The 17181-nt window shown below is 72.0% G+C and carries 12 protein-coding genes and 1 pseudogene; 9 read left to right on the forward strand and 4 right to left on the reverse strand.

Going from position 1 to position 17181, the window contains the following annotated elements; translation table 11 throughout:
• Positions 1-3 precede the first annotated feature (3 nt).
• From M3C17_RS04215 to M3C17_RS04225, 3 genes are all read left to right on the forward strand, one after another.
• Positions 4-1176, forward strand: a complete 1173-nt coding sequence (locus M3C17_RS04215) for a benzoate/H(+) symporter BenE family transporter (RefSeq protein ID WP_259976397.1) — start codon at positions 4-6, stop codon at positions 1174-1176.
• Positions 1177-1274: 98 nt separating this feature from the next.
• The gene (locus M3C17_RS04220; protein WP_259976408.1) at positions 1275-2159 is read left to right on the forward strand and encodes an ABC transporter ATP-binding protein; all 885 of its coding nucleotides are present in this window, start codon (positions 1275-1277) and stop codon (positions 2157-2159) included.
• Positions 2156-3259 (forward strand): ABC transporter permease, encoded by a 1104-nt coding sequence (locus M3C17_RS04225; protein ID WP_259976398.1) that lies wholly within the window; start codon positions 2156-2158, stop codon positions 3257-3259. The genes M3C17_RS04220 and M3C17_RS04225 overlap by 4 nt, the downstream gene beginning before the upstream one ends.
• 129 nt (positions 3260-3388) lie before the next feature.
• On the opposite strand, the gene M3C17_RS04230 is transcribed toward M3C17_RS04225, so the two are convergent.
• Positions 3389-6850 carry a bifunctional proline dehydrogenase/L-glutamate gamma-semialdehyde dehydrogenase gene (locus M3C17_RS04230; RefSeq protein ID WP_259976399.1) on the reverse strand — a complete coding sequence of 1154 codons (3462 nt, stop codon included), beginning with the start codon at positions 6848-6850 and terminating at the stop codon, positions 3389-3391.
• Between the two features lie 140 nt (positions 6851-6990).
• Between M3C17_RS04230 and M3C17_RS04235 the strand changes: the two genes are divergently transcribed.
• From M3C17_RS04235 to M3C17_RS04245, 3 genes are all read left to right on the forward strand, one after another.
• Entirely contained in the window at positions 6991-7899 is a 909-nt protein-coding gene (locus M3C17_RS04235; RefSeq protein ID WP_259976400.1) for a LysR family transcriptional regulator, read from the forward strand.
• A gap of 60 nt (positions 7900-7959) precedes the next feature.
• Positions 7960-9447 (forward strand): glycosyltransferase, encoded by a 1488-nt coding sequence (locus M3C17_RS04240; RefSeq protein WP_259976401.1) that lies wholly within the window; start codon positions 7960-7962, stop codon positions 9445-9447.
• A gap of 116 nt (positions 9448-9563) precedes the next feature.
• Positions 9564-10151 carry a nitroreductase family protein gene (locus tag M3C17_RS04245; protein ID WP_259976402.1) on the forward strand — a complete coding sequence of 196 codons (588 nt, stop codon included), beginning with the start codon at positions 9564-9566 and terminating at the stop codon, positions 10149-10151.
• Between the two features lie 324 nt (positions 10152-10475).
• On the opposite strand, the gene M3C17_RS04250 is transcribed toward M3C17_RS04245, so the two are convergent.
• Positions 10476-12695 carry an ATP-dependent Clp protease ATP-binding subunit gene (locus tag M3C17_RS04250; protein ID WP_259976403.1) on the reverse strand — a complete coding sequence of 740 codons (2220 nt, stop codon included), beginning with the start codon at positions 12693-12695 and terminating at the stop codon, positions 10476-10478.
• A gap of 120 nt (positions 12696-12815) precedes the next feature.
• Positions 12816-14015, reverse strand: a complete 1200-nt coding sequence (gene coaBC / locus M3C17_RS04255; protein ID WP_259976404.1) for a bifunctional phosphopantothenoylcysteine decarboxylase/phosphopantothenate--cysteine ligase CoaBC — start codon at positions 14013-14015, stop codon at positions 12816-12818.
• A 336-nt stretch (positions 14016-14351) separates the two neighbouring features.
• Between coaBC and M3C17_RS04260 the strand changes: the two genes are divergently transcribed.
• Positions 14352-15053, forward strand: a complete 702-nt coding sequence (locus M3C17_RS04260; protein WP_259976405.1) for an NRDE family protein — start codon at positions 14352-14354, stop codon at positions 15051-15053.
• A 106-nt stretch (positions 15054-15159) separates the two neighbouring features.
• On the opposite strand, the gene M3C17_RS04265 is transcribed toward M3C17_RS04260, so the two are convergent.
• Entirely contained in the window at positions 15160-16131 is a 972-nt protein-coding gene (locus M3C17_RS04265) for a GlxA family transcriptional regulator (protein WP_259976406.1), read from the reverse strand.
• Between the two features lie 86 nt (positions 16132-16217).
• Between M3C17_RS04265 and M3C17_RS04270 the strand changes: the two genes are divergently transcribed.
• Positions 16218-16379, forward strand: a complete 162-nt coding sequence (locus tag M3C17_RS04270; protein WP_259976407.1) for a hypothetical protein — start codon at positions 16218-16220, stop codon at positions 16377-16379.
• 53 nt (positions 16380-16432) lie between these two features.
• Positions 16433-17181 (forward strand): annotated as a pseudogene (locus tag M3C17_RS04275) (hypothetical protein); the annotation flags it as partial.

Here is a 17181-nt window from a genome sequence, read left to right on the forward strand (position 1 = left end):
GCCATGCCCGAAGCCGCTCCCCTGTCGCGTCCGATCCTGGCCGGCGTGGTCACGGCCCTGGTGGGCTTCACGAGCTCCTTCGCCGTGGTGCTGACGGGGCTCGACGCGGTCGGCGCGACACCGGCGCAGGCGGCCAGCGGGCTCCTCGCCGTAAGTCTGACGATGGGGCTGGCGTGCGTGGTGCTCGCCTGGCGGTACCGGATGCCGATCACCGTGGCCTGGTCGACGCCCGGTGCGGCCCTGCTCGCGGCGACCGGGGCCGTGGAGGGCGGCTGGCCCGCCGCGGTGGGGGCCTTCCTGGTCACGGCGGCACTCATCCTGCTGACGGCGCTGTGGCCCGCACTGGGGGCGCTCATCGCGCGCATCCCTCCGTCGATCGCGCAGGCCATGCTCGCCGGGGTGCTGCTGCCGCTGTGCCTCGCACCGATCACGGGGGTGGTGGCGAACCCCTGGGGCGTGGTGCCGGTCGTGCTGACCTGGCTGGTCTTCGCGCGCCTCGCGCCGCGGTGGGCGGTGCCGTTCGCGTTCGTCGCCGCGGCCGCGGTGGTCGCGGTGTCGCTGGTGCAGGAGGGGGCGCCGTTCGATCCGGGGCTGCTGCTGCCGCGGATCGAGCTCACGACGCCGGTCTTCACGGTGGGCGGCCTGGTCGGCCTCGCGCTGCCGCTGTTCATCGTGACGATGGCGTCGCAGAACGTGCCGGGCGTCGCGATCATGCGCAGCTTCGGCTACGAGGTGCCGTGGCGGCCGGCGATGCTGGTGACCGGGGTGGGCACGGCACTCGGCGCCCCCGCGGGCGGCCACGCCATCAACCTCGCCGCCATCAGCGCGGCGCTCGCGGCTTCTCCCGACGCGGATCCGGATCCGCAGCGCCGCTGGGTCGCGGGGGTCTCGACCGGGGTGACGTATCTGGTGCTCGGCGGATTCTCCGCAGCGTTCGCGGCCCTCGTCGTCCTGGCTCCCGCCGCGGTGATCCCCGCGGTCGCCGGGCTCGCGCTGTTCGCCGCGTTCGGCTCATCCGTGCAGCAGGCCATCGACGACCCCGGCGAGCGCATCCCCGCCGTCGTCACGTTCCTGGTCGCCGCATCCGGCATCGCGGTGCTCGGCGTGAGCGCCGCGTTCTGGGCGCTGGTCGCGGGGCTGCTCGTGCGCACCGTGCTGCACGCCGGCCGCGGCTGACCGCCACCCTCCCCCGCGCGGCCGATCCTGCGACGTCCGCCGTGCGGGGGATGCCCGGGGGCAGTCCCGCTCCGTAGCGTGAGGGCATGACCACAGGAATGCTTGAACTCTCCGGCATCACCAAGAGCTACGGCTCGCGGCGGGTGCTGGACGACGTGTCCTTCACGGTCGCACCGGGGCGGCTGACGGGCTTCGTCGGCGGCAACGGCGCGGGCAAGACCACGACCATGCGGATCATCCTCGGGCTGCTGTCCGCGGACGGCGGGCGGGTCGACCTCGACGGCGCCCCGCTGAACACCGCGGACCGGCGGCGCTTCGGCTACATGCCGGAGGAGCGCGGCCTCTACCCGAAGATGAAGGTGCTCGAGCAGATCGTGTACCTCGCGCGGCTGCACGGCTTCGGCAAGGCGGAGGCCACGGAGCGGGCGACCGCTCTGCTCACCGAGCTGGGCCTCGGCGAGCGGCTGAACGACACCATCGAGTCGCTGTCCCTGGGCAACCAGCAGCGCGCGCAGATCGCCGCCTCCCTGGTGCACGACCCGGAGGTGCTGATCCTCGACGAGCCGTTCTCCGGACTCGACCCGCTCGCGGTCGACGTGGTGGCCGGCGTGCTGCAGGCGAGTGCCGCGAAGGGCGCATCGATCCTGTTCTCCTCGCACCAGCTCGACGTGGTGGAGCGGCTGTGCGACGACCTGGTGATCCTCGCGGGCGGCACGATCCGTGCTGCGGGCTCCCGTGACGGGCTGCGCGCCGAGCACGCCCGCGACCGGTACGAGCTGGTGTCCGCGGGCGACGCCGGCTGGCTGCGCACCGAGCCGGGCGTCACGGTGGTCGACTTCGAGGGCGGCTATGCCCTGTTCGACGCGGACAGCCCGCAGACAGCGCAACGCGTGCTGCAGACCGCCGTCGAGCGCGGCGATGTCGCCAGCTTCGCGCCCAAGCATCCCTCTCTTGCGCAGATCTTCAAGGAGGTCATCCAGTGAGCGCCCCCACCCCGTCCCCCGCCCGCGGCACGAACGGCATCTGGCTCGTCGCCGAACGCGAGATCGGTTCCAAGCTGCGCAGCAAGGCGTTCCTGATCTCGACGGGCATCCTGCTGCTGCTCGCCCTCGGCGGCGTCCTGTTCGGCGGCTTCGCCAGCAAGAGCACCGAGGCCATGCCCGTCGCCGCCACCGCGGAGACCGCGTCCGTCGTGTCCGCGATCCCCGACGTCGAGGTGACCACCGTCGCCGATCAGGCCGAGGCGGAGGAGCTGATCCGCGCGGACAAGGTCGACGCGGCGGTCCTCCCCGCCAGCGGCACCGACGAGCACACCGGCTACACGATCATCGCGCTGGAGGACGCACCGGGCTCGCTCGTCTCGGCGCTGTCGTTGTCTCCCGAGGTCGTGATCCTGGAGCCCGCCACCACGAACCCGCTGCTGCGCTACTTCATCGCGATCGCGTTCGGGCTGGTGTTCATGATGGCCGCGGCGACGTTCGGCGGCACGATCGCGCAGAGCGTGGTCGAGGAGAAGCAGACCCGCGTGGTGGAGGTGCTGCTCTCCGCGATCCCTGCGCGCACGCTGCTGGCCGGCAAGGTGATCGGCAACACGGTCCTCGCGATGGGGCAGATCCTCGCCCTGGCGGCGGTCGCCACCGTCGGCCTGATCGTGACCGGGCAGCGCGAGGTGCTGACCACGCTCGGCGCCCCGATCATCTGGTTCGCGGTGTTCTTCCTGTTCGGCTTCGTCCTGCTGGCGGCGATGTTCGCGGCCGCCGCGTCGATGGTGTCCCGCCAGGAGGACATCGGCTCGACGACCACCCCGATCACCATGCTGATCATGGCGCCGTACATCCTCGTGATCGTGTTCAACGACAACCCGCTGGTGCTGACGATCATGTCGTACGTGCCGTTCTCGGCCCCGGTGGGCATGCCCATGCGCCTGTTCGTGGGCGAGGCGCAGTGGTGGGAGCCGCTGCTGAGCCTGGTGATCCTGCTCGCGAGCTGCGTCGCGGCGATCGTCGTCGGCGCGAAGATCTACGAGAACTCGCTGCTGCGGATGGGCTCGCGCGTGAAGCTGTCGGAGGCGCTGCGCGGCTGACGCCTCGCCCTCTGTTCACAACTCAGGATGCCGCGGCGGAAACGCCGCGGCATCCTGCGCGTCAGGGGCTCCCCAGGCTTTTTCTCCTGAGTTGTGAACACCAGGAGGCGCAGCCCGCGCGAGCCTGCGTCAGATGACGCCCTCGGACAGCGAGGTCGGGTTGCCGAAGCGGTGGTTCGTGATGGACACGGCCTGCTCGTGCAGGAACGGCAGGATCTCCACCCGACCGGCACCGGTCACCGCGTGCGACCACACGGCCACGTCCGGGCTGCCGTCGAGCGCGGCGAACAGCGCCGAGGCGTCGCCGCCCACGAGCCGCACGCGCTGCCAGGAGCGGGCGCTCTTGGCGTAGCGCTTCGTCCAGGCCGCGTCGGTCTCCGTCTTCACCGGCACGCCGTGGGCCTTGAGCGCCTTCTCCACGCGGGAGGGCAGGGCTGCCGCGGACACCGTGAACGGGCTGCCGCTGCGCAGAGCGGCGGCGAGCACACGCACGCCCTCGACGAGCCGGGCGTCCTCGGCGATGCGGACGTCGACCGCGACAGAGCGATAGCGGAACACGTTGCGCTCCACGCCCAGGCCCGACTTGTCGCTCACGGCGCCGAACTCGTCGACCCAGGCGCGTTCGTCCGAGGCGGCGGCGCGGTGCAGCCACTCGATCCCGGCGGGGTCGAGCTCGGCGCCCGCGGCCTCCAGCAGCCCGATGACCGCGGGGGTCACGGCGGCACCCGGTGCCGCGGCGGGCAGTTCGGCCGCGCGCCACTCTCCCAGGCCGAACAGGTAGTTCGGGCCACCGGCCTTGGCTCCGGCACCCACGGCCGAGCGCTTCCAGCCGCCGAACGGCTGACGCTGCACGATGGCGCCCGTGATGCCGCGGTTCACGTACAGGTTGCCCGCCTCGACCCGATCCAGCCAGGTCGCGACCTCGGCGGAGTCGAGCGAGTGCAGACCCGCGGTGAGGCCGTAGTCGACCGCGTTCTGCAGTCGGATCGCCTCGTCGAGGTCCTTCGCGTGCATGATGCCGAGCACGGGGCCGAAGAACTCGGTCAGGTGGAAGTACGAGCCCTCGCGCACGCCGGTCTTCACGCCAGGGGTCCATTGCTTCCCCTCGTCGTCGAGCTTGCGGGGCTCGACCAGCCACCGCTCGCCCTTGTCGAGCGTGGTGAGCGCGGTGAGGAGCTTGCCGTTCGCGGGCTCGATGATCGGCCCCATCTGGGTCGCCGGGTCGTCGGGCAGTCCGACGCGCATCGAGGTCACGGCGTCGACCAGCTGCCGCTCGAACCGCTTCGAGTCCGCGACCGAGCCGACCAGGATCGCGAGCGATGCGGCGGAGCACTTCTGGCCCGCGTGGCCGAAGGCGCTGCGGGCGACGTCAGCGGCCGCGAGGTCGAGGTCGGCCGAGGGCGTCACGATGATCGCGTTCTTGCCGCTGGTCTCCGCGAGCAGCGGGAGGTCGGCGCGGAACGAGCGGAACAGCTGCGCGGTCTCGTAGGCGCCGGTGAGGATGACCCTGTCCACCTCGGGGCTCGCGACCAGACGGGTGCCGAGGTCGCGGGAGGCCAGGTCGACGAGGGCGAGCAGATCGCGCGGCACGCCCGCGGCCCACAGCGCCTCGACCATGACGGCGCCGCAGCGCTGGGTGAGCTTCGCGGGCTTGATGATGACACCGGAGCCCGACGCGAGACCCGCGAGCACGCCGCCCGCGGGGATCGCGACGGGGAAGTTCCACGGCGGGGTCACGACCGTGACCTTGGACGGCACGAACTCCGCACCGGACACGGCCTCGAGGTCCTTGGCGCGCTCGGCGTAGTAGTGCGCGAAGTCGATGGCCTCGCTCACCTCGGGGTCGGCCTCGGCGATGGTCTTGCCCGCCTCGTGCGCCATGATCTCGATGAGCTGACCGCGGCGCGCGGCGAGCTCGTCGCCCGCGCGGTGCAGCACTGCGGCGCGCTCGGCCGCCGGCAGGGCCGCCCACCTCTCGGCGGCGGCGGTCGCTGCGGCGAAGACAGCGTCGAGCTGCGCCTCGGTCTCGATGCGGGCGGCGGCGATCGCGTCGCGGCCGAGCGTGGTCGAGACGGAGCGGCGGAGGATCTCGCGCCCCCACGCGCGGTTGGCGGCGAGCGCGGGGTCGCTGTCCGGCTCGTTCGCGAAGCCCGCGGTGGTGCCGGCGGGCTGCTCGGCGGCACGGTTCTGCGTGCGGTGCGGGCCGGGCACGCGCTGCGCCTCGGGCAGCGCGGCGTCGGCGGCGAGCGCGGCGAGGGAGCGCTCGAACCGCTCGCGCTCGCGCGTCAGCAGCGCGGGGTTCGAGGCGAGCTCGAACACGGCCGACATGAAGTTCTCGGGGCTCGCGTTCTCCTCCAGGCGGCGCACGAGGTAGGCGATGGCCACGTCGAACTCGGCCGGGTTCACGACCGGGGTGTACAGCAGCAGGCGGCCGACGTCCTTGCGCACGGCCTCCGCCTGTCCTGTCGCCATGCCGAGCAGCATCTCGTACTCGACCGCGTCGGTCACGCCGCGGGCCTTCGCGAGCAGCCAGGTGTAGGCGATATCGAACAGGTTGTGCCCGGCGACGCCGATCCGCACGGCGTCGAGACGCTCCGGCGTCATCGCCCAGTCGAGCACGCGCTTGTAGTTCGTGTCGGAGTCCTGCTTGGTGCCGTAGGTCGCGAGCGGCCACCCGTGCACGGTCGCGTCGACCTCCTCCATCGCGAGGTTGGCGCCCTTCACGACGCGCACCTTGATGGGAGCACCGCCCTTCGCGCGGCGCGCGGCCGCCCACTCCTGCAGGTGCTGCATGGCTCCGAGTGCATCCGGCAGGTAGGCCTGCAGCACGATGCCCGCCTCGAGCTTCTCCAGGCCGGGCTGGTCGAGGATGCTCGTGAACGCCGCGATCGTCAGGTCGAGGTCGCGGTACTCCTCCATGTCGAGGTTGATGAACTTCGCCTTGCCCTTGGCCTCGGCCTTCGCGGCGAGCTCGTACAGCGGGGTGAGCTTCTCCACCACGTCGGCGACGGCCTCGTCGAACGACCACATAGACAGCTGGCTCACGACGCTCGACACCTTGATGGACACGTAGTCCACGTCGGGACGGGCGAGGAAGTCGTAGGTGCCCTGCAGGCGCCGCCCGGCCTCGCGCTCGCCCAGCACGGCCTCGCCGAGCAGGTTCAGGTTCAGGCGGTTGCCGCTCTTGCGGAGCTTCGCGATCGCGGGGCCGAGCTTCGACGGGGTCGCGTCGAGCACGAGGTGGCCGACCATGGCCCGCAGCACACGACGGGAGATCGGCACCACGACGCCGGGGAGCTTGGGCGCCCAGAAGCCGCCGGCCTTGATCGCGGCGCGCAGGTATCCGGGCAGCAGCGTGGGGGTGATGTCGGACAGCTCGGCGAGCTTGCGGCCGGCGACGCGGAGGTCCTCCGGGCGCATCACGCCGTCGACGAAGCCGACCGTGAAGTCCAGCCCGTTGGGGTCCTTCAGCACCTCGGACAGCCGCTGCGCCGCGGGCTCCACGGGGTGCGTCTCGCTCTCGGCCAGCCAGCGCTGCACGAGCGCGGCGACCTCTTCCGTGCGGGGCGTGGTGTCGTCGATGACGTTCATGGGCGCAGTACCTTCCTCGGCGGCGCACACACTCGGGTGACATGTGCGGCTGGATCATTGTCCAGCCGGTCGCTAGGCTCCGTCTATCAACCGATTCGAGTGGATTCTGTTCACTCTCCCTGAACGAACCGGAGCGCCCCGTGCTCGACGTGAACCGCCTGCGTCTGCTGGTCGAGCTCTCCCGCCGCGGCACGCTGTCGGCCGTGGCCGACGCCCTCTCCTACAGCAAGGCCTCGGTGTCGCAGCAGCTCGCCGCTCTGGAGCGCGACGTCGGGGTGCCGCTCCTCCGGCGGGTCGGCCGCGGCGTGCAGTTCACGCCGCAGGGGAACGTGCTGGTCGCCGAGGCCATCGGCATCCTCGATCAACTCGAGCACGCACAGGTCGCCGTCGCGGAGTCCCTCACCGAGGTCACCGGCACCGTGCGGCTCGCGGTCTTCCAGTCCACGGCGCACTCCCTCCTTCCGCGGGCGCTCGCGGCGCTGGGCGAGCGGCACCCGGCACTGCGCGTGGAGGTCGTCGAGCGCGACCCCGAGAGCGGACTGGTCGGGGTGTCCAGCCGCGACTACGACCTCATCCTCGCGGAGCAGTACCCGGGGCATACCCGCCCCATCCACGCGGACCTCGACCGCGTGGTGCTCGCGCACGACGCGATCGCCCTCGCCCGCCGCCCCGGCAGCGTCGCGCATGCCGATGCGGTGGCCGCACTGTGGTCGACCCGTGCGGAGCCCTGGGTGCTCGAACCGGCCGGCACCGCCTCCCGCGCCTGGGTGGAGCAGCTGTGCCGCACCGCCGGGTTCGAGCCCGATGTGCGCTTCGAGCTCGCCGACCTCACCGCGCACGTCCGCCTCATCCACGCCGGACTCGCGGTGGGCCTGCTGCCCGAGCTCGTGTGGGCGGGCGACACCCCCACGGTCGACCTCGCCCCTCTGCCGCACGAGCCCCGCCGCGAGATCTTCTCCTCCGCCCGCCGGGTCTCCGCCGACGCCCCGTCCATCCGTGCGGTGCGGGCGGCCCTCGCCGACGCGGCCTCCCGCAATCTCCTCGACTGATCCGGAGGGTCATCCGCGAGGAGGACGCGGCGCCGGGAGCCACGGGCTATCCTCGGCAAGATGCCGCTCTTCCCTCCCCGCCTTCCGGCCGCCCGGCATCTCGCCCTGACCTGGGGCATCTCCGACCAGTACGGGGGCATGACCAGCGCGATGCTGCGGCGCTCACGCTCGTTCCGCCGCATCGGCGGGGTCGACGTCGACATCCTCACGCTGGACGACGGCCCCGACTACCCCGGGCTGGAGGCGCGACTGCGCGCGAGCGGCGAGCTCATCGACGGGCTGCGGATCCGCAACCTGTGGGATGAGCTGCGCGACCGCGACCCCGCGCCACGCGGCACCATCCCCACGCCGCCCAGCCTGCTCCAGCCGGAGGACGGGGACGCGGTGAGGGAGCACGACGGAGTGGTGCTGAGCCGCTCACGCCGCGACGACGAGGGCCGCCTGCAGGTCGACCGGTTCCGCCGCGACGGCTCGCTGCTGGCCACGGAGAGGGAGGGTGCCGAGCGGCGCGTCCTCGTCTACGGCGCCGACGGCACACCGCTCCGCTCCTGGCGCAGCAGCTGGGGACTGTACCGCTGGTGGTTCGACCGGGTCACCGCCGGCCGCATGACCTTCCTCCTGGTGGACTCCAAGACGGCGGCCCGCTGCGTCGCCGGCTACCGCCGGGACCACGTGACCACCGTGCACATCGTGCACGCCTCGCATCGGCTGGGCGGACGGCCGCAGACCCTGCGTGCCTCGCGGGAATCGGTGCTGCGGCGCGCGGGAGACTTCGACGAGATCGTGGTGCTGACCGAGCGGCAGCGCGCCGACCTCCTGCAGGACCTGGCCGCGGTCGACGTGCACCCGCGGGTGCGGGCGATCCCGAACGAAGTGCCGCTGCCCGCGAGCACTCCGAGTGCTCGGCCCGCCGCACGCGGGGTCGTGGTGGGGTCGCTCGACCCGCGCAAGCGCGTGGATCACGCGATCGACGCAGTCGCGAAGGCGCATGCGGTCGACCCCGCCATCCAGGTCGACATCATCGGCGAGGGGCCCCGCCACGCGCAGCTCGCCGAGCGGGTCCGACGCCTGGACGCGGAGGAGTGGATCCGCCTGCGCGGCTTCGACCCCGACGCGAAGGCCGCGTTCGCCACGGCGGGCTTCAGCCTGCTCACCTCGACCTCCGAGGGGCTGCCACTCGTGCTCGTGGAGAGCATGGCCGCCGGATGCATCCCGCTCGCCTACGACATCCGGTACGGCCCCGCCGACATGATCCGCGACGGGGTGGACGGGTTCCTGATCCCGGAGGGCGACGTGGAGGCGCTCGCGCAGCGCATCGCGATGCTGGCAGCGCTGCCGCCCGCTCGGCTCGAGCGCATGCGTCGGAAGGCGCGCGCCAAGGCCGCGGGGTTCTCCGATCGTGCTGTCACCCGCCGGTGGGCGCGCGAGCTCAGGGCCGCATACGACGCGAAGCTCCTGGCCGCCGCTGAGGATCAGCCGCGGAGCGTCCGGTTCCGTCGGCTCGCGGGCGTCGTGCGGCGCCGCGTGCGCTGGGCGCTCGGCCGCTGACGACGGCGGCCGATCCCGCTCGCACGTGCGGGAATATGCATTCGCATGCATCGGTTGGGGTGGGGTGTACCCGGACGACGGAGTCCGATCCATCCCACCGTCCGAAAGGCACTTCCGTGAGCACTCCCGTCATCGACCGCACCGCACCGACCGAGCACCCCGTCCTGGACGTCCTCGCCGGCCGCTGGAGCCCCCGCGCCTACGATGCGCAGAACGCGATCGACGAGGCCAAGCTCGCCACCGCCCTCGAGGCCGCGCGCTGGAGCCCCTCCGCCAACAACACCCAGCCGTGGCGCTTCATCGTCGCCCGCCGCGGCACGGCCCTGCACGCGCAGGTCGTCGACGCACTCCTCGGTTTCAACCAGGCCTGGGCCGGCAACGCCGCCGCGCTCATCGTCGCCGTGGCCGAGACCGCCACTGCCGACGGCACCCCCCTCACCCACGCGCTGTACGACCTCGGCCAGGCCGTCGCGCACTTCTCCGTCCAGGCTCACCACGACGGCCTCGCCGTGCACCAGATGAGCGGCTTCGACCCCGAGGCCGTGCGCGAGTTCGCCGACCTGGAAGAGCGCTTCGCCCCCACCACGGTGCTCGCGGTGGGCGAGTTCGGCGACATCGCCTCGCTCCCCGAGGTGCTGCAGGAGCGCGAGGTCGCCCCGCGAGTCCGCCGCCCGATCGACGAGACCGTCGTCCTCAGCGCCTGATCCGCCCGCACACGTCGAAGGCCCGGAGGCATCGCGCCTCCGGGCCTTCGCGCATCTCCCCGCACATCCTTCATCCACCCGACCCGGACGGAACCCACCCGACGGAAGGAGAACTCACGAATCGAAGGACCCCACAGAGGAATCCATCCTTCACCTCGCGAGATCTCCTTCACCTCGTGCGCCGGACCGACCCCGAAGCCACCCCACCCGAACGGACGGAGAACTCACGACTCGAAGGAGCCCACAGAGGCATCCATCCTTCGAGTCGCGAGATCTCCTTCAACTCGCGAGTTCTCCTTCATGCGGTGCGGCCGAGGAGCCGGATCAGTCGTCGAGCAGCTCGGCCTCGATCACGTCGTCCTCGTCGTCCGTGTCGGGCTCGGGCTCGGGCGTCGTGGCGGTGAGCACCAGGCCGGAGCCGTCGGCGGCGACGTCCACGCGGACCGTGTCGCCGTCCCGCACACCACCGGAGAGCAGCGCCGTCGCGAGCTTGTTCTGCACCTCGGTCTGGATGAGCCGACGCAGCGGCCGTGCGCCGAACATGGGGTCGTAGCCGCGCTCGGCCAGCCAGGCCCGCGCGTCCGGGGTGACCGCGAGCGTCAGGCGACGGTCCTTGAGCCGGTCGTGCAGCTGGTCGACCGACAGCTCCACGATCTGCGCGAGGTCGTCCTCGCTCAGCGCGCTGAACATCACGATGTCGTCCAGACGGTTCAGGAACTCCGGCCGGAACGCCTGCCGCACGAGCGCCATCACCTGGTCGCGCTTCTCGTCGGGCGAGAGCACGGGGTCGATGAGGATCGGCGAGCCGAGGTTCGAGGTGAGGATCAGGATCACGTTCGAGAAGTCGACCGTGCGTCCCTGGCCGTCCGTGAGGCGGCCGTCGTCGAGCACCTGCAGCAGCACGTCGAACACCTCGGGGTGCGCCTTCTCGACCTCGTCGAGCAGCACGACGCTGTACGGGCGACGCCGCACGGCCTCGGTCAGCTGCCCACCCTGCTCGTAGCCGACGTAGCCAGGAGGGGCGCCGACGAGCCGCGAGACGGAGTGCTTCTCGCCGTACTCCGACATGTCGATGCGGACCATGGCGTGCTCGTCGTCGAACAGGAACGCGGCGAGCGCCTTCGCCAGCTCGGTCTTGCCGACGCCGGTGGGGCCGAGGAACAGGAACGATCCGGTCGGTCGCCCGGGGTCGCTGATGCCCGCGCGGGAGCGCCGCACCGCGTCCGACACGGCCTTCACCGCGTCCTTCTGCCCGATCAGGCGCTTGCCGAGCTCGTTCTCCAGGTGCAGCAGCTTCTCGCTCTCGCCCTGCAGCAGCCGCCCGACGGGGATGCCGGTCCACGCGGCGATCACCGCGGCGATGTCCTCCTCCGTCACCTGCTCGTTCACCATGCGCGGCTCGGTCGAGGTCGTCGCCTCCGCCTGCTCGGCCTCGGCGATGTCACGCTCCAGGCGCTTGATGGTCTCGTACTCGAGCTTGGACGCCTTGGTGTAGTCGGCGTTGCGCATCGCGAGGTCGCGCTGGGTGATGGCGTCGTCGAGCTGCTTCTTCAGCTCGCCGACCCGGTTCAGGCCCTGCCGCTCGCGCGCCCAGCGGGCCTCGAGCTCGGCGAGCTCCTTCTCCAGCTCGACGAGGTGCTCGCGGAGCGCGCCGAGGCGCTCCTTGGAGGCGGCGTCCTTCTCCCGCTTGAGTGCGAGCTCTTCCAGCTTCAGCCGGTCGACCTGCCGCTTGAGCTGGTCGATCTCGACGGGCGAGGAGTCGATCTCCATCTTGAGGCGGGACATCGACTCGTCGATCAGGTCGATGGCCTTGTCCGGGAGCTGCCGGGCGGGCAGGTACCGGTTGGAGAGCGCGGCGGCGGCGACGAGGGCGCTGTCGGAGATGGTGACACCGTGGTGCGCCTCGTAGCGCCCCTTGAGCCCGCGCAGGATCGCGATGGTGTCCTCGACGGACGGCTCGCCCACGTACACCTGCTGGAAGCGGCGCTCCAGGGCGGCGTCCTTCTCGATGAACTCGCGGTACTCGTTGAGCGTGGTCGCGCCGATCAGCCGCAGCTCCCCGCGGGCCAGCATCGGCTTGAGCATGTTGGAGGCCGCGACGGATCCCTCGCCGCCGCCCGCGCCCATGAGCACGTGCAGCTCGTCGATGAACGTGATGACCCGCCCGTCGGACTCGGTGATCTCCTTGAGGACCTGCTTGAGCCGTTCCTCGAACTGCCCGCGGTACATGGCACCCGCGACGAGCGCGGAGATGTCGAGCGTGACCAGCTCCTTGTCCTTGAGCGACTCCGCGACGTCGCCCGCCACGATGCGCTGGGCAAGCCCCTCGACGACGGCGGTCTTGCCGACGCCGGGTTCGCCGATCAGCACCGGGTTGTTCTTGGTGCGGCGGGTGAGCACCTGGCTGACGCGCCGGATCTCACTGTCCCGTCCGATGACGGGGTCGAGCTTGCCCTCGCGGGCGCGGTCGGTCAGGTTGATGCCGAACTGCTCGAGGGCGGACTGCTGTTCCTGGTTCGGGGATCCGGTCTGCGGGGTGGTCATGCGCTCCTCCTGGAGATGCTCCTTCTGGTCGTCTCCCCACGACCGAAGTCCGGCCGGGGGATCAAAGTTGAGTTGAGGTGACTCAAGTTTACCATTTCCCGGGTGCCGGCTCCAGCCCCGTCACCGCTCGCGGACGACGGCATCCCAGACAGCGGCGGCCACGTCCCGCTTCGACCCGGTGGCGGTCCCGGCCACGTCGCCGCTCCGCCCGAGGATGTGCACAGCGTTCTCCGCACTCTCGAAGCCCCGCTCCCAGCCGACCTCGTTCACCACGAGCAGATCCACGCCCTTGCGCTCCTGCTTCGCGCGCGCCCTCGCCAGCATCTCGGCCTCGTCCTCCGGCGTCTCCGCCGCGAACGCCACGATCACCTGCCCCTCGCGGCGCCGCGCGGCCAGGCTCGCCACGATGTCCTCGTTCTCCACCAGCTCGATGGCGGGGACGCCGCCGTGCTCCTTCGTCAGCTTGCGGTCGGCGACCGTGACCGGACGGTAGTCCGCGACGGCCGCCGCCATCATCACGACCTCGGCCGCGGCAGCCGTCTCCTGCATCGCGTGCGACAGCTCGGCGGCCGTCCCGACCGGGACCACGCGGATCGACGGTCGCCGGGCGGCGGCCAGCACGTCGGCGGAGATGTTCGCGGCGACCAGGGTCACCTCGGCCCCCCGCGCAGCGGCCTCCGCGGCGAGCGCCACCCCCTGCCGTCCGCTGGAGCGGTTGCCGAGGAACCGCACCGGGTCGATCGGCTCGCGCGTGCCCCCGGCGGACACCACGACGCGCACACCGGCGAGGTCACCGGGACCGAGCAGCGCCTGCGCCGCGGCGAAGACCTCCTCCGGCTCGGCCATCCGGCCGGGGCCGCTGTCTCCGCCCGCGAGCTCGCCCTCCGCGGGGCCGACGAGGTGAACCCCGCGCTGCTGGAGCGTGGCGATGTTGGCCTGGGTCGCCGGATGCCGCCACATCTCGGTGTGCATCGCAGGGGCCACCAGGACCGGGGCCTCGGTGGCCAGGAGCGTGGTGCCGAGCAGGTCGTCGGCGATGCCAGCCGTCATCTTCGCGAGGGAGTTCGCGGTCGCGGGCGCCACGATCACCAGGTCGGCCTCCTGCCCGAGCGCCACGTGCCGCACGCGGGCCACGTCCTCGTGCACGCTCGTGGTCACCGGATGCCTGCTGATGGCCTCCCACGTCGGCAGACCCACGAACCGCAGCGCGTCCTCCGTGGGCACCACGGTCACGTCGTGTCCCGCCTTCGTGAGCAGGCGCACCAGGTGCACCGTCTTGTATGCGGCGATGCCGCCCGTGACCCCGACCACGATGTTCACGTTTCGATTCTGCCCCAGGCCGGGTCGCTTCGGGTCGGACGGCCCATCCTGCGGCCACGCCGCCCGCCACCCGCAGCGACGCCGACCCTGCGGCCGCGCCCGGGATCCCGACCGGGCCCCCGCCGCCGCGTCCCTGTCATACGCCCGCCCCACCGCAGCGACGCCGCCCCCAGCGACCCCGCGGCCGCGATGCCGGATCCCGATCAGGTCGCCGCCGCCGGGTCCCGGTTACGCCGCCCGCGAGCTCCACCCCCGCTCGCGGCGCCATGCCCGGCGAAGGGTCTCCTCGGGCGAGCTCCGGCCCCGCGGCACGCGCCGCGACCTAGACTCGGGAGGGTGTGCACGGTCGTGATCGATGTCGAGAGTGCCGGTTCCGCACGGCTGCTGGCCGTGCGCGATGAGGACCCGCTTCGGGAGTGGGATGAGCTCGGACCCTGGTGGCCGGACCAGTACGCGGGCGTGGTCGGCATCCGCGACCGCCGCGCCGGCGGGGCCTGGCTCGCCGTGAACCCCGCGGAGCGGCGGCTGGCCGTGCTGCTCAACCGCGCCGATGTGCAGGACCTCGCGCCCGGGACGGCGGTGTCGCGCGGCTCGCTGCCGCTGGAGTCGGTGTCGGGCCGCTCCCCGGTGGGGCTCCCCGCAATGCACGGTTTCAATCTGCTGGAGGTGGGGCCTGCGGGCTCGCGCGTCGTCTCCTGGGACGGCGTGACGCTGCGGGAGACGCCTGTCGTCCCCGGCACGCACATGATCGCGCATGACGATCTCGACGACGAGGACACGCCCCGCATCGCCGCCTGGCTGCCGGAGTTCCGCGCCCTGGGACCGGCCGCCCAGAGCGCCGACTGGGCGACAGAGTGGACGGCGCTGCTCGGTGCGTCTGCAGAGCTGCCTCCCGAGGACGATCGCGCCATCATCCGCGACAACCGTCCGCACGGCTATCCGACGCAGTCGCTGCTGTATGCCGTCGCGACCGTGACGCCGGAGCGGCTCGAGGTGCGGGACGTGACGCTGCCCTCCCCCGCACACTGGACCGCCTGACCCTACGGCCGCCGTCGCGGCGGGCCCGCGCCACCGCGGAGCCGGATGCAGCCGCGCCCGGCATCAGCACCCCCCCAGTCGCGCCGCAGGGGTCCTTGTGCCCGCGTCAGGCGGCAGGCACCGCGTCGTCGGCGCAGGAGAAGCGGGAGCGATACGCCGTCGGCGTCAGCCCGAGCACGCGCGCGAAGTTCTGTCGCAGCACCGCGGCCGAGCCGAAGCCGCATTCGGTCGCGATGTGCTCGAGGGGCAGATCCGTGCGCTCCAGCAGGCGCTGCGCGTGGATGATGCGCTGACGGGCGAGCCACGCCGCCGGCGTCGCCCCGTATTCGGCTTTGAACCGTCGCGCGAAGGTGCGCGGCGACATCAGCGCCTGAGCGGCGAGCTGATCCACCCCGAGGTCCTCGCGCAGGTTCTCCACCGCCCAGTCGGCGACGGCGGCCAGCGAGTCGGTGGGCACGACCGGGAGCGGACGATCGATGAACTGCGCCTGGCCGCCATCGCGCTGCGGCGGCACCACCATGCGGCGGGCGATGCGATTCGTGACCTCGGCTCCGAGCTCCTGGCGCAGCAGGTGCAGACACGCATCGATTCCCGCGGCCGTTCCGGCGCTGGTGATGATCCGGTCGTCCTGCACGAACAGCACGTCCGGATCGATGTCGATCTGCGGGTACATCTCGGCCATGGTGTGCGCATACATCCAGTGGGTCGTGGCCCGACGACCGTCGAGCACGCCGGCCGCCGCGAGGATGAACGATCCGCTGCACACGCTCATGACCCACGCGCCGCGCGCGACGGCGGCGCGGGCCAGGTCGACGAGGCGGTCGTCGATGCTCCCCCAGACCTCCCTCGGCACGGGGCAGAACACCACGAGGTCGGCGTCGTACGCGAAGGAGAGATCGTGCTCGACGTTGATCGAGAAGCCGATCTTCGACCGGACGACGCCGGGATCGGGTGCCACGATGCGGAAGTCGAAGTTCGGCACGCCGTCGGCCGAGCGGTCGAGGCCGAAAGCCTCGCAGGCGACACCGAACTCGAAGGGCGCGAACCCGTCTTGCACGACACAGGCGACCGTCTTCATCCACACTCCCGGATTGGCAGTTTTCTGACGCAGTTGGTCATTTCTGCCACTCGTGGCGGTTCTGCGTCAAGCGTAGCTTTTCTGCCATGATACTCATCATCGTTCTTCTCGCCATCGCCCTCTGGGCCGCCGTCGCCACCGTCGTGGAACTCCGCCGGGACGGATACCGCCGGACACCGACCGAATGGAGCCGTCTCGCGGGGCGGGACGTGCACCAGCAGGCCGAGTCCGGCCACGGCTACCGCTGACCCGCAGACGCGACCTCTCTCCTCGGCAGGAGCTCGCGGCTACGCTCGTGGACATGAGCGACCCCCAGCAGCCCACCCCGCCGCCCGAGCCCACTCCGCCGTCCGGCCCCGCCACCCCGCAGCCCGAGCCCGCCGCCCCGCAGCCCGAGCCCGCCGCCCCGCAGCACCAGCCCGCCGCCCCGCAGCACCACGAGCCCGCGCCAGAACAGCCCGCCGCCGCGCCGCAGCACCTCGCGGCCGAGCCGCAGTACCCCGCAGCGCCGCCGCACACAGGCTTCCCCGCCGGCTCCGTTCATCCCTCCGGCCCCACGGCATCCCCCTCCGCCACACAGCCGCCGTCCGCGTACCCGACCGCCCCGCCGTCCGCGTACCCCACCGCCGCGCCGTCCGCGTACTCTCCCGCCCCCGGCGCACCGTACTCCGCCGCAACACCGGGGTCCGCGTATCCGATGACCCCGCAGGCGGCATTCGGCTCCGCACCGGCCGCACCCCGCACCGGCAACACTCTCGGGCGGGTCGCGTTCATCGTGGCCCTGGTGACGCTGGCGCTCGACGTCCTGCTCATGCTGGTGCGGCCGTTCGTCTACATGTCAGACCAGGTGTACACGGTGATCGGTCTCGTCGAGGGTGGCTTCGGTGTCGTGAGCTTCATCGGCTACGCCGCCGCTCTTATCCTCGGCATCATCGCGGCCCGCCGGGCTGCTCCGCACCTGCTGGCCGGCATCGCCATCGGCGTGGCCGGCGCCGGCCTGGTGAGCCTCGTATTCGCCTGGCTGTCGACGACCTTCTACCGCTTCTTCTG

Origin of the sequence: Microbacterium sp. p3-SID336 (assembly GCF_025143365.1) — a bacterium.
In the GTDB taxonomy this organism is placed as follows: domain Bacteria; phylum Actinomycetota; class Actinomycetes; order Actinomycetales; family Microbacteriaceae; genus Microbacterium.

What these genes read in the sequence shown, in the direction of transcription:
- M3C17_RS04215 (WP_259976397.1), top strand. Translation starts at nt 4, where the DNA reads ATGCCCGAAGCCGCTCCCCTGTCGCGTCCGATCCTGGCCGGCGTGGTC.
- M3C17_RS04220 (WP_259976408.1), top strand. Translation starts at nt 1,275, where the DNA reads ATGCTTGAACTCTCCGGCATCACCAAGAGCTACGGCTCGCGGCGGGTG.
- M3C17_RS04230 (WP_259976399.1), bottom strand. Translation starts at nt 6,850, where the DNA reads ATGAACGTCATCGACGACACCACGCCCCGCACGGAAGAGGTCGCCGCG.
- M3C17_RS04240 (WP_259976401.1), top strand. Translation starts at nt 7,960, where the DNA reads ATGCCGCTCTTCCCTCCCCGCCTTCCGGCCGCCCGGCATCTCGCCCTG.
- M3C17_RS04250 (WP_259976403.1), bottom strand. Translation starts at nt 12,695, where the DNA reads ATGACCACCCCGCAGACCGGATCCCCGAACCAGGAACAGCAGTCCGCC.
- M3C17_RS04265 (WP_259976406.1), bottom strand. Translation starts at nt 16,131, where the DNA reads ATGAAGACGGTCGCCTGTGTCGTGCAAGACGGGTTCGCGCCCTTCGAG.
- M3C17_RS04270 (WP_259976407.1), top strand. Translation starts at nt 16,218, where the DNA reads ATGATACTCATCATCGTTCTTCTCGCCATCGCCCTCTGGGCCGCCGTC.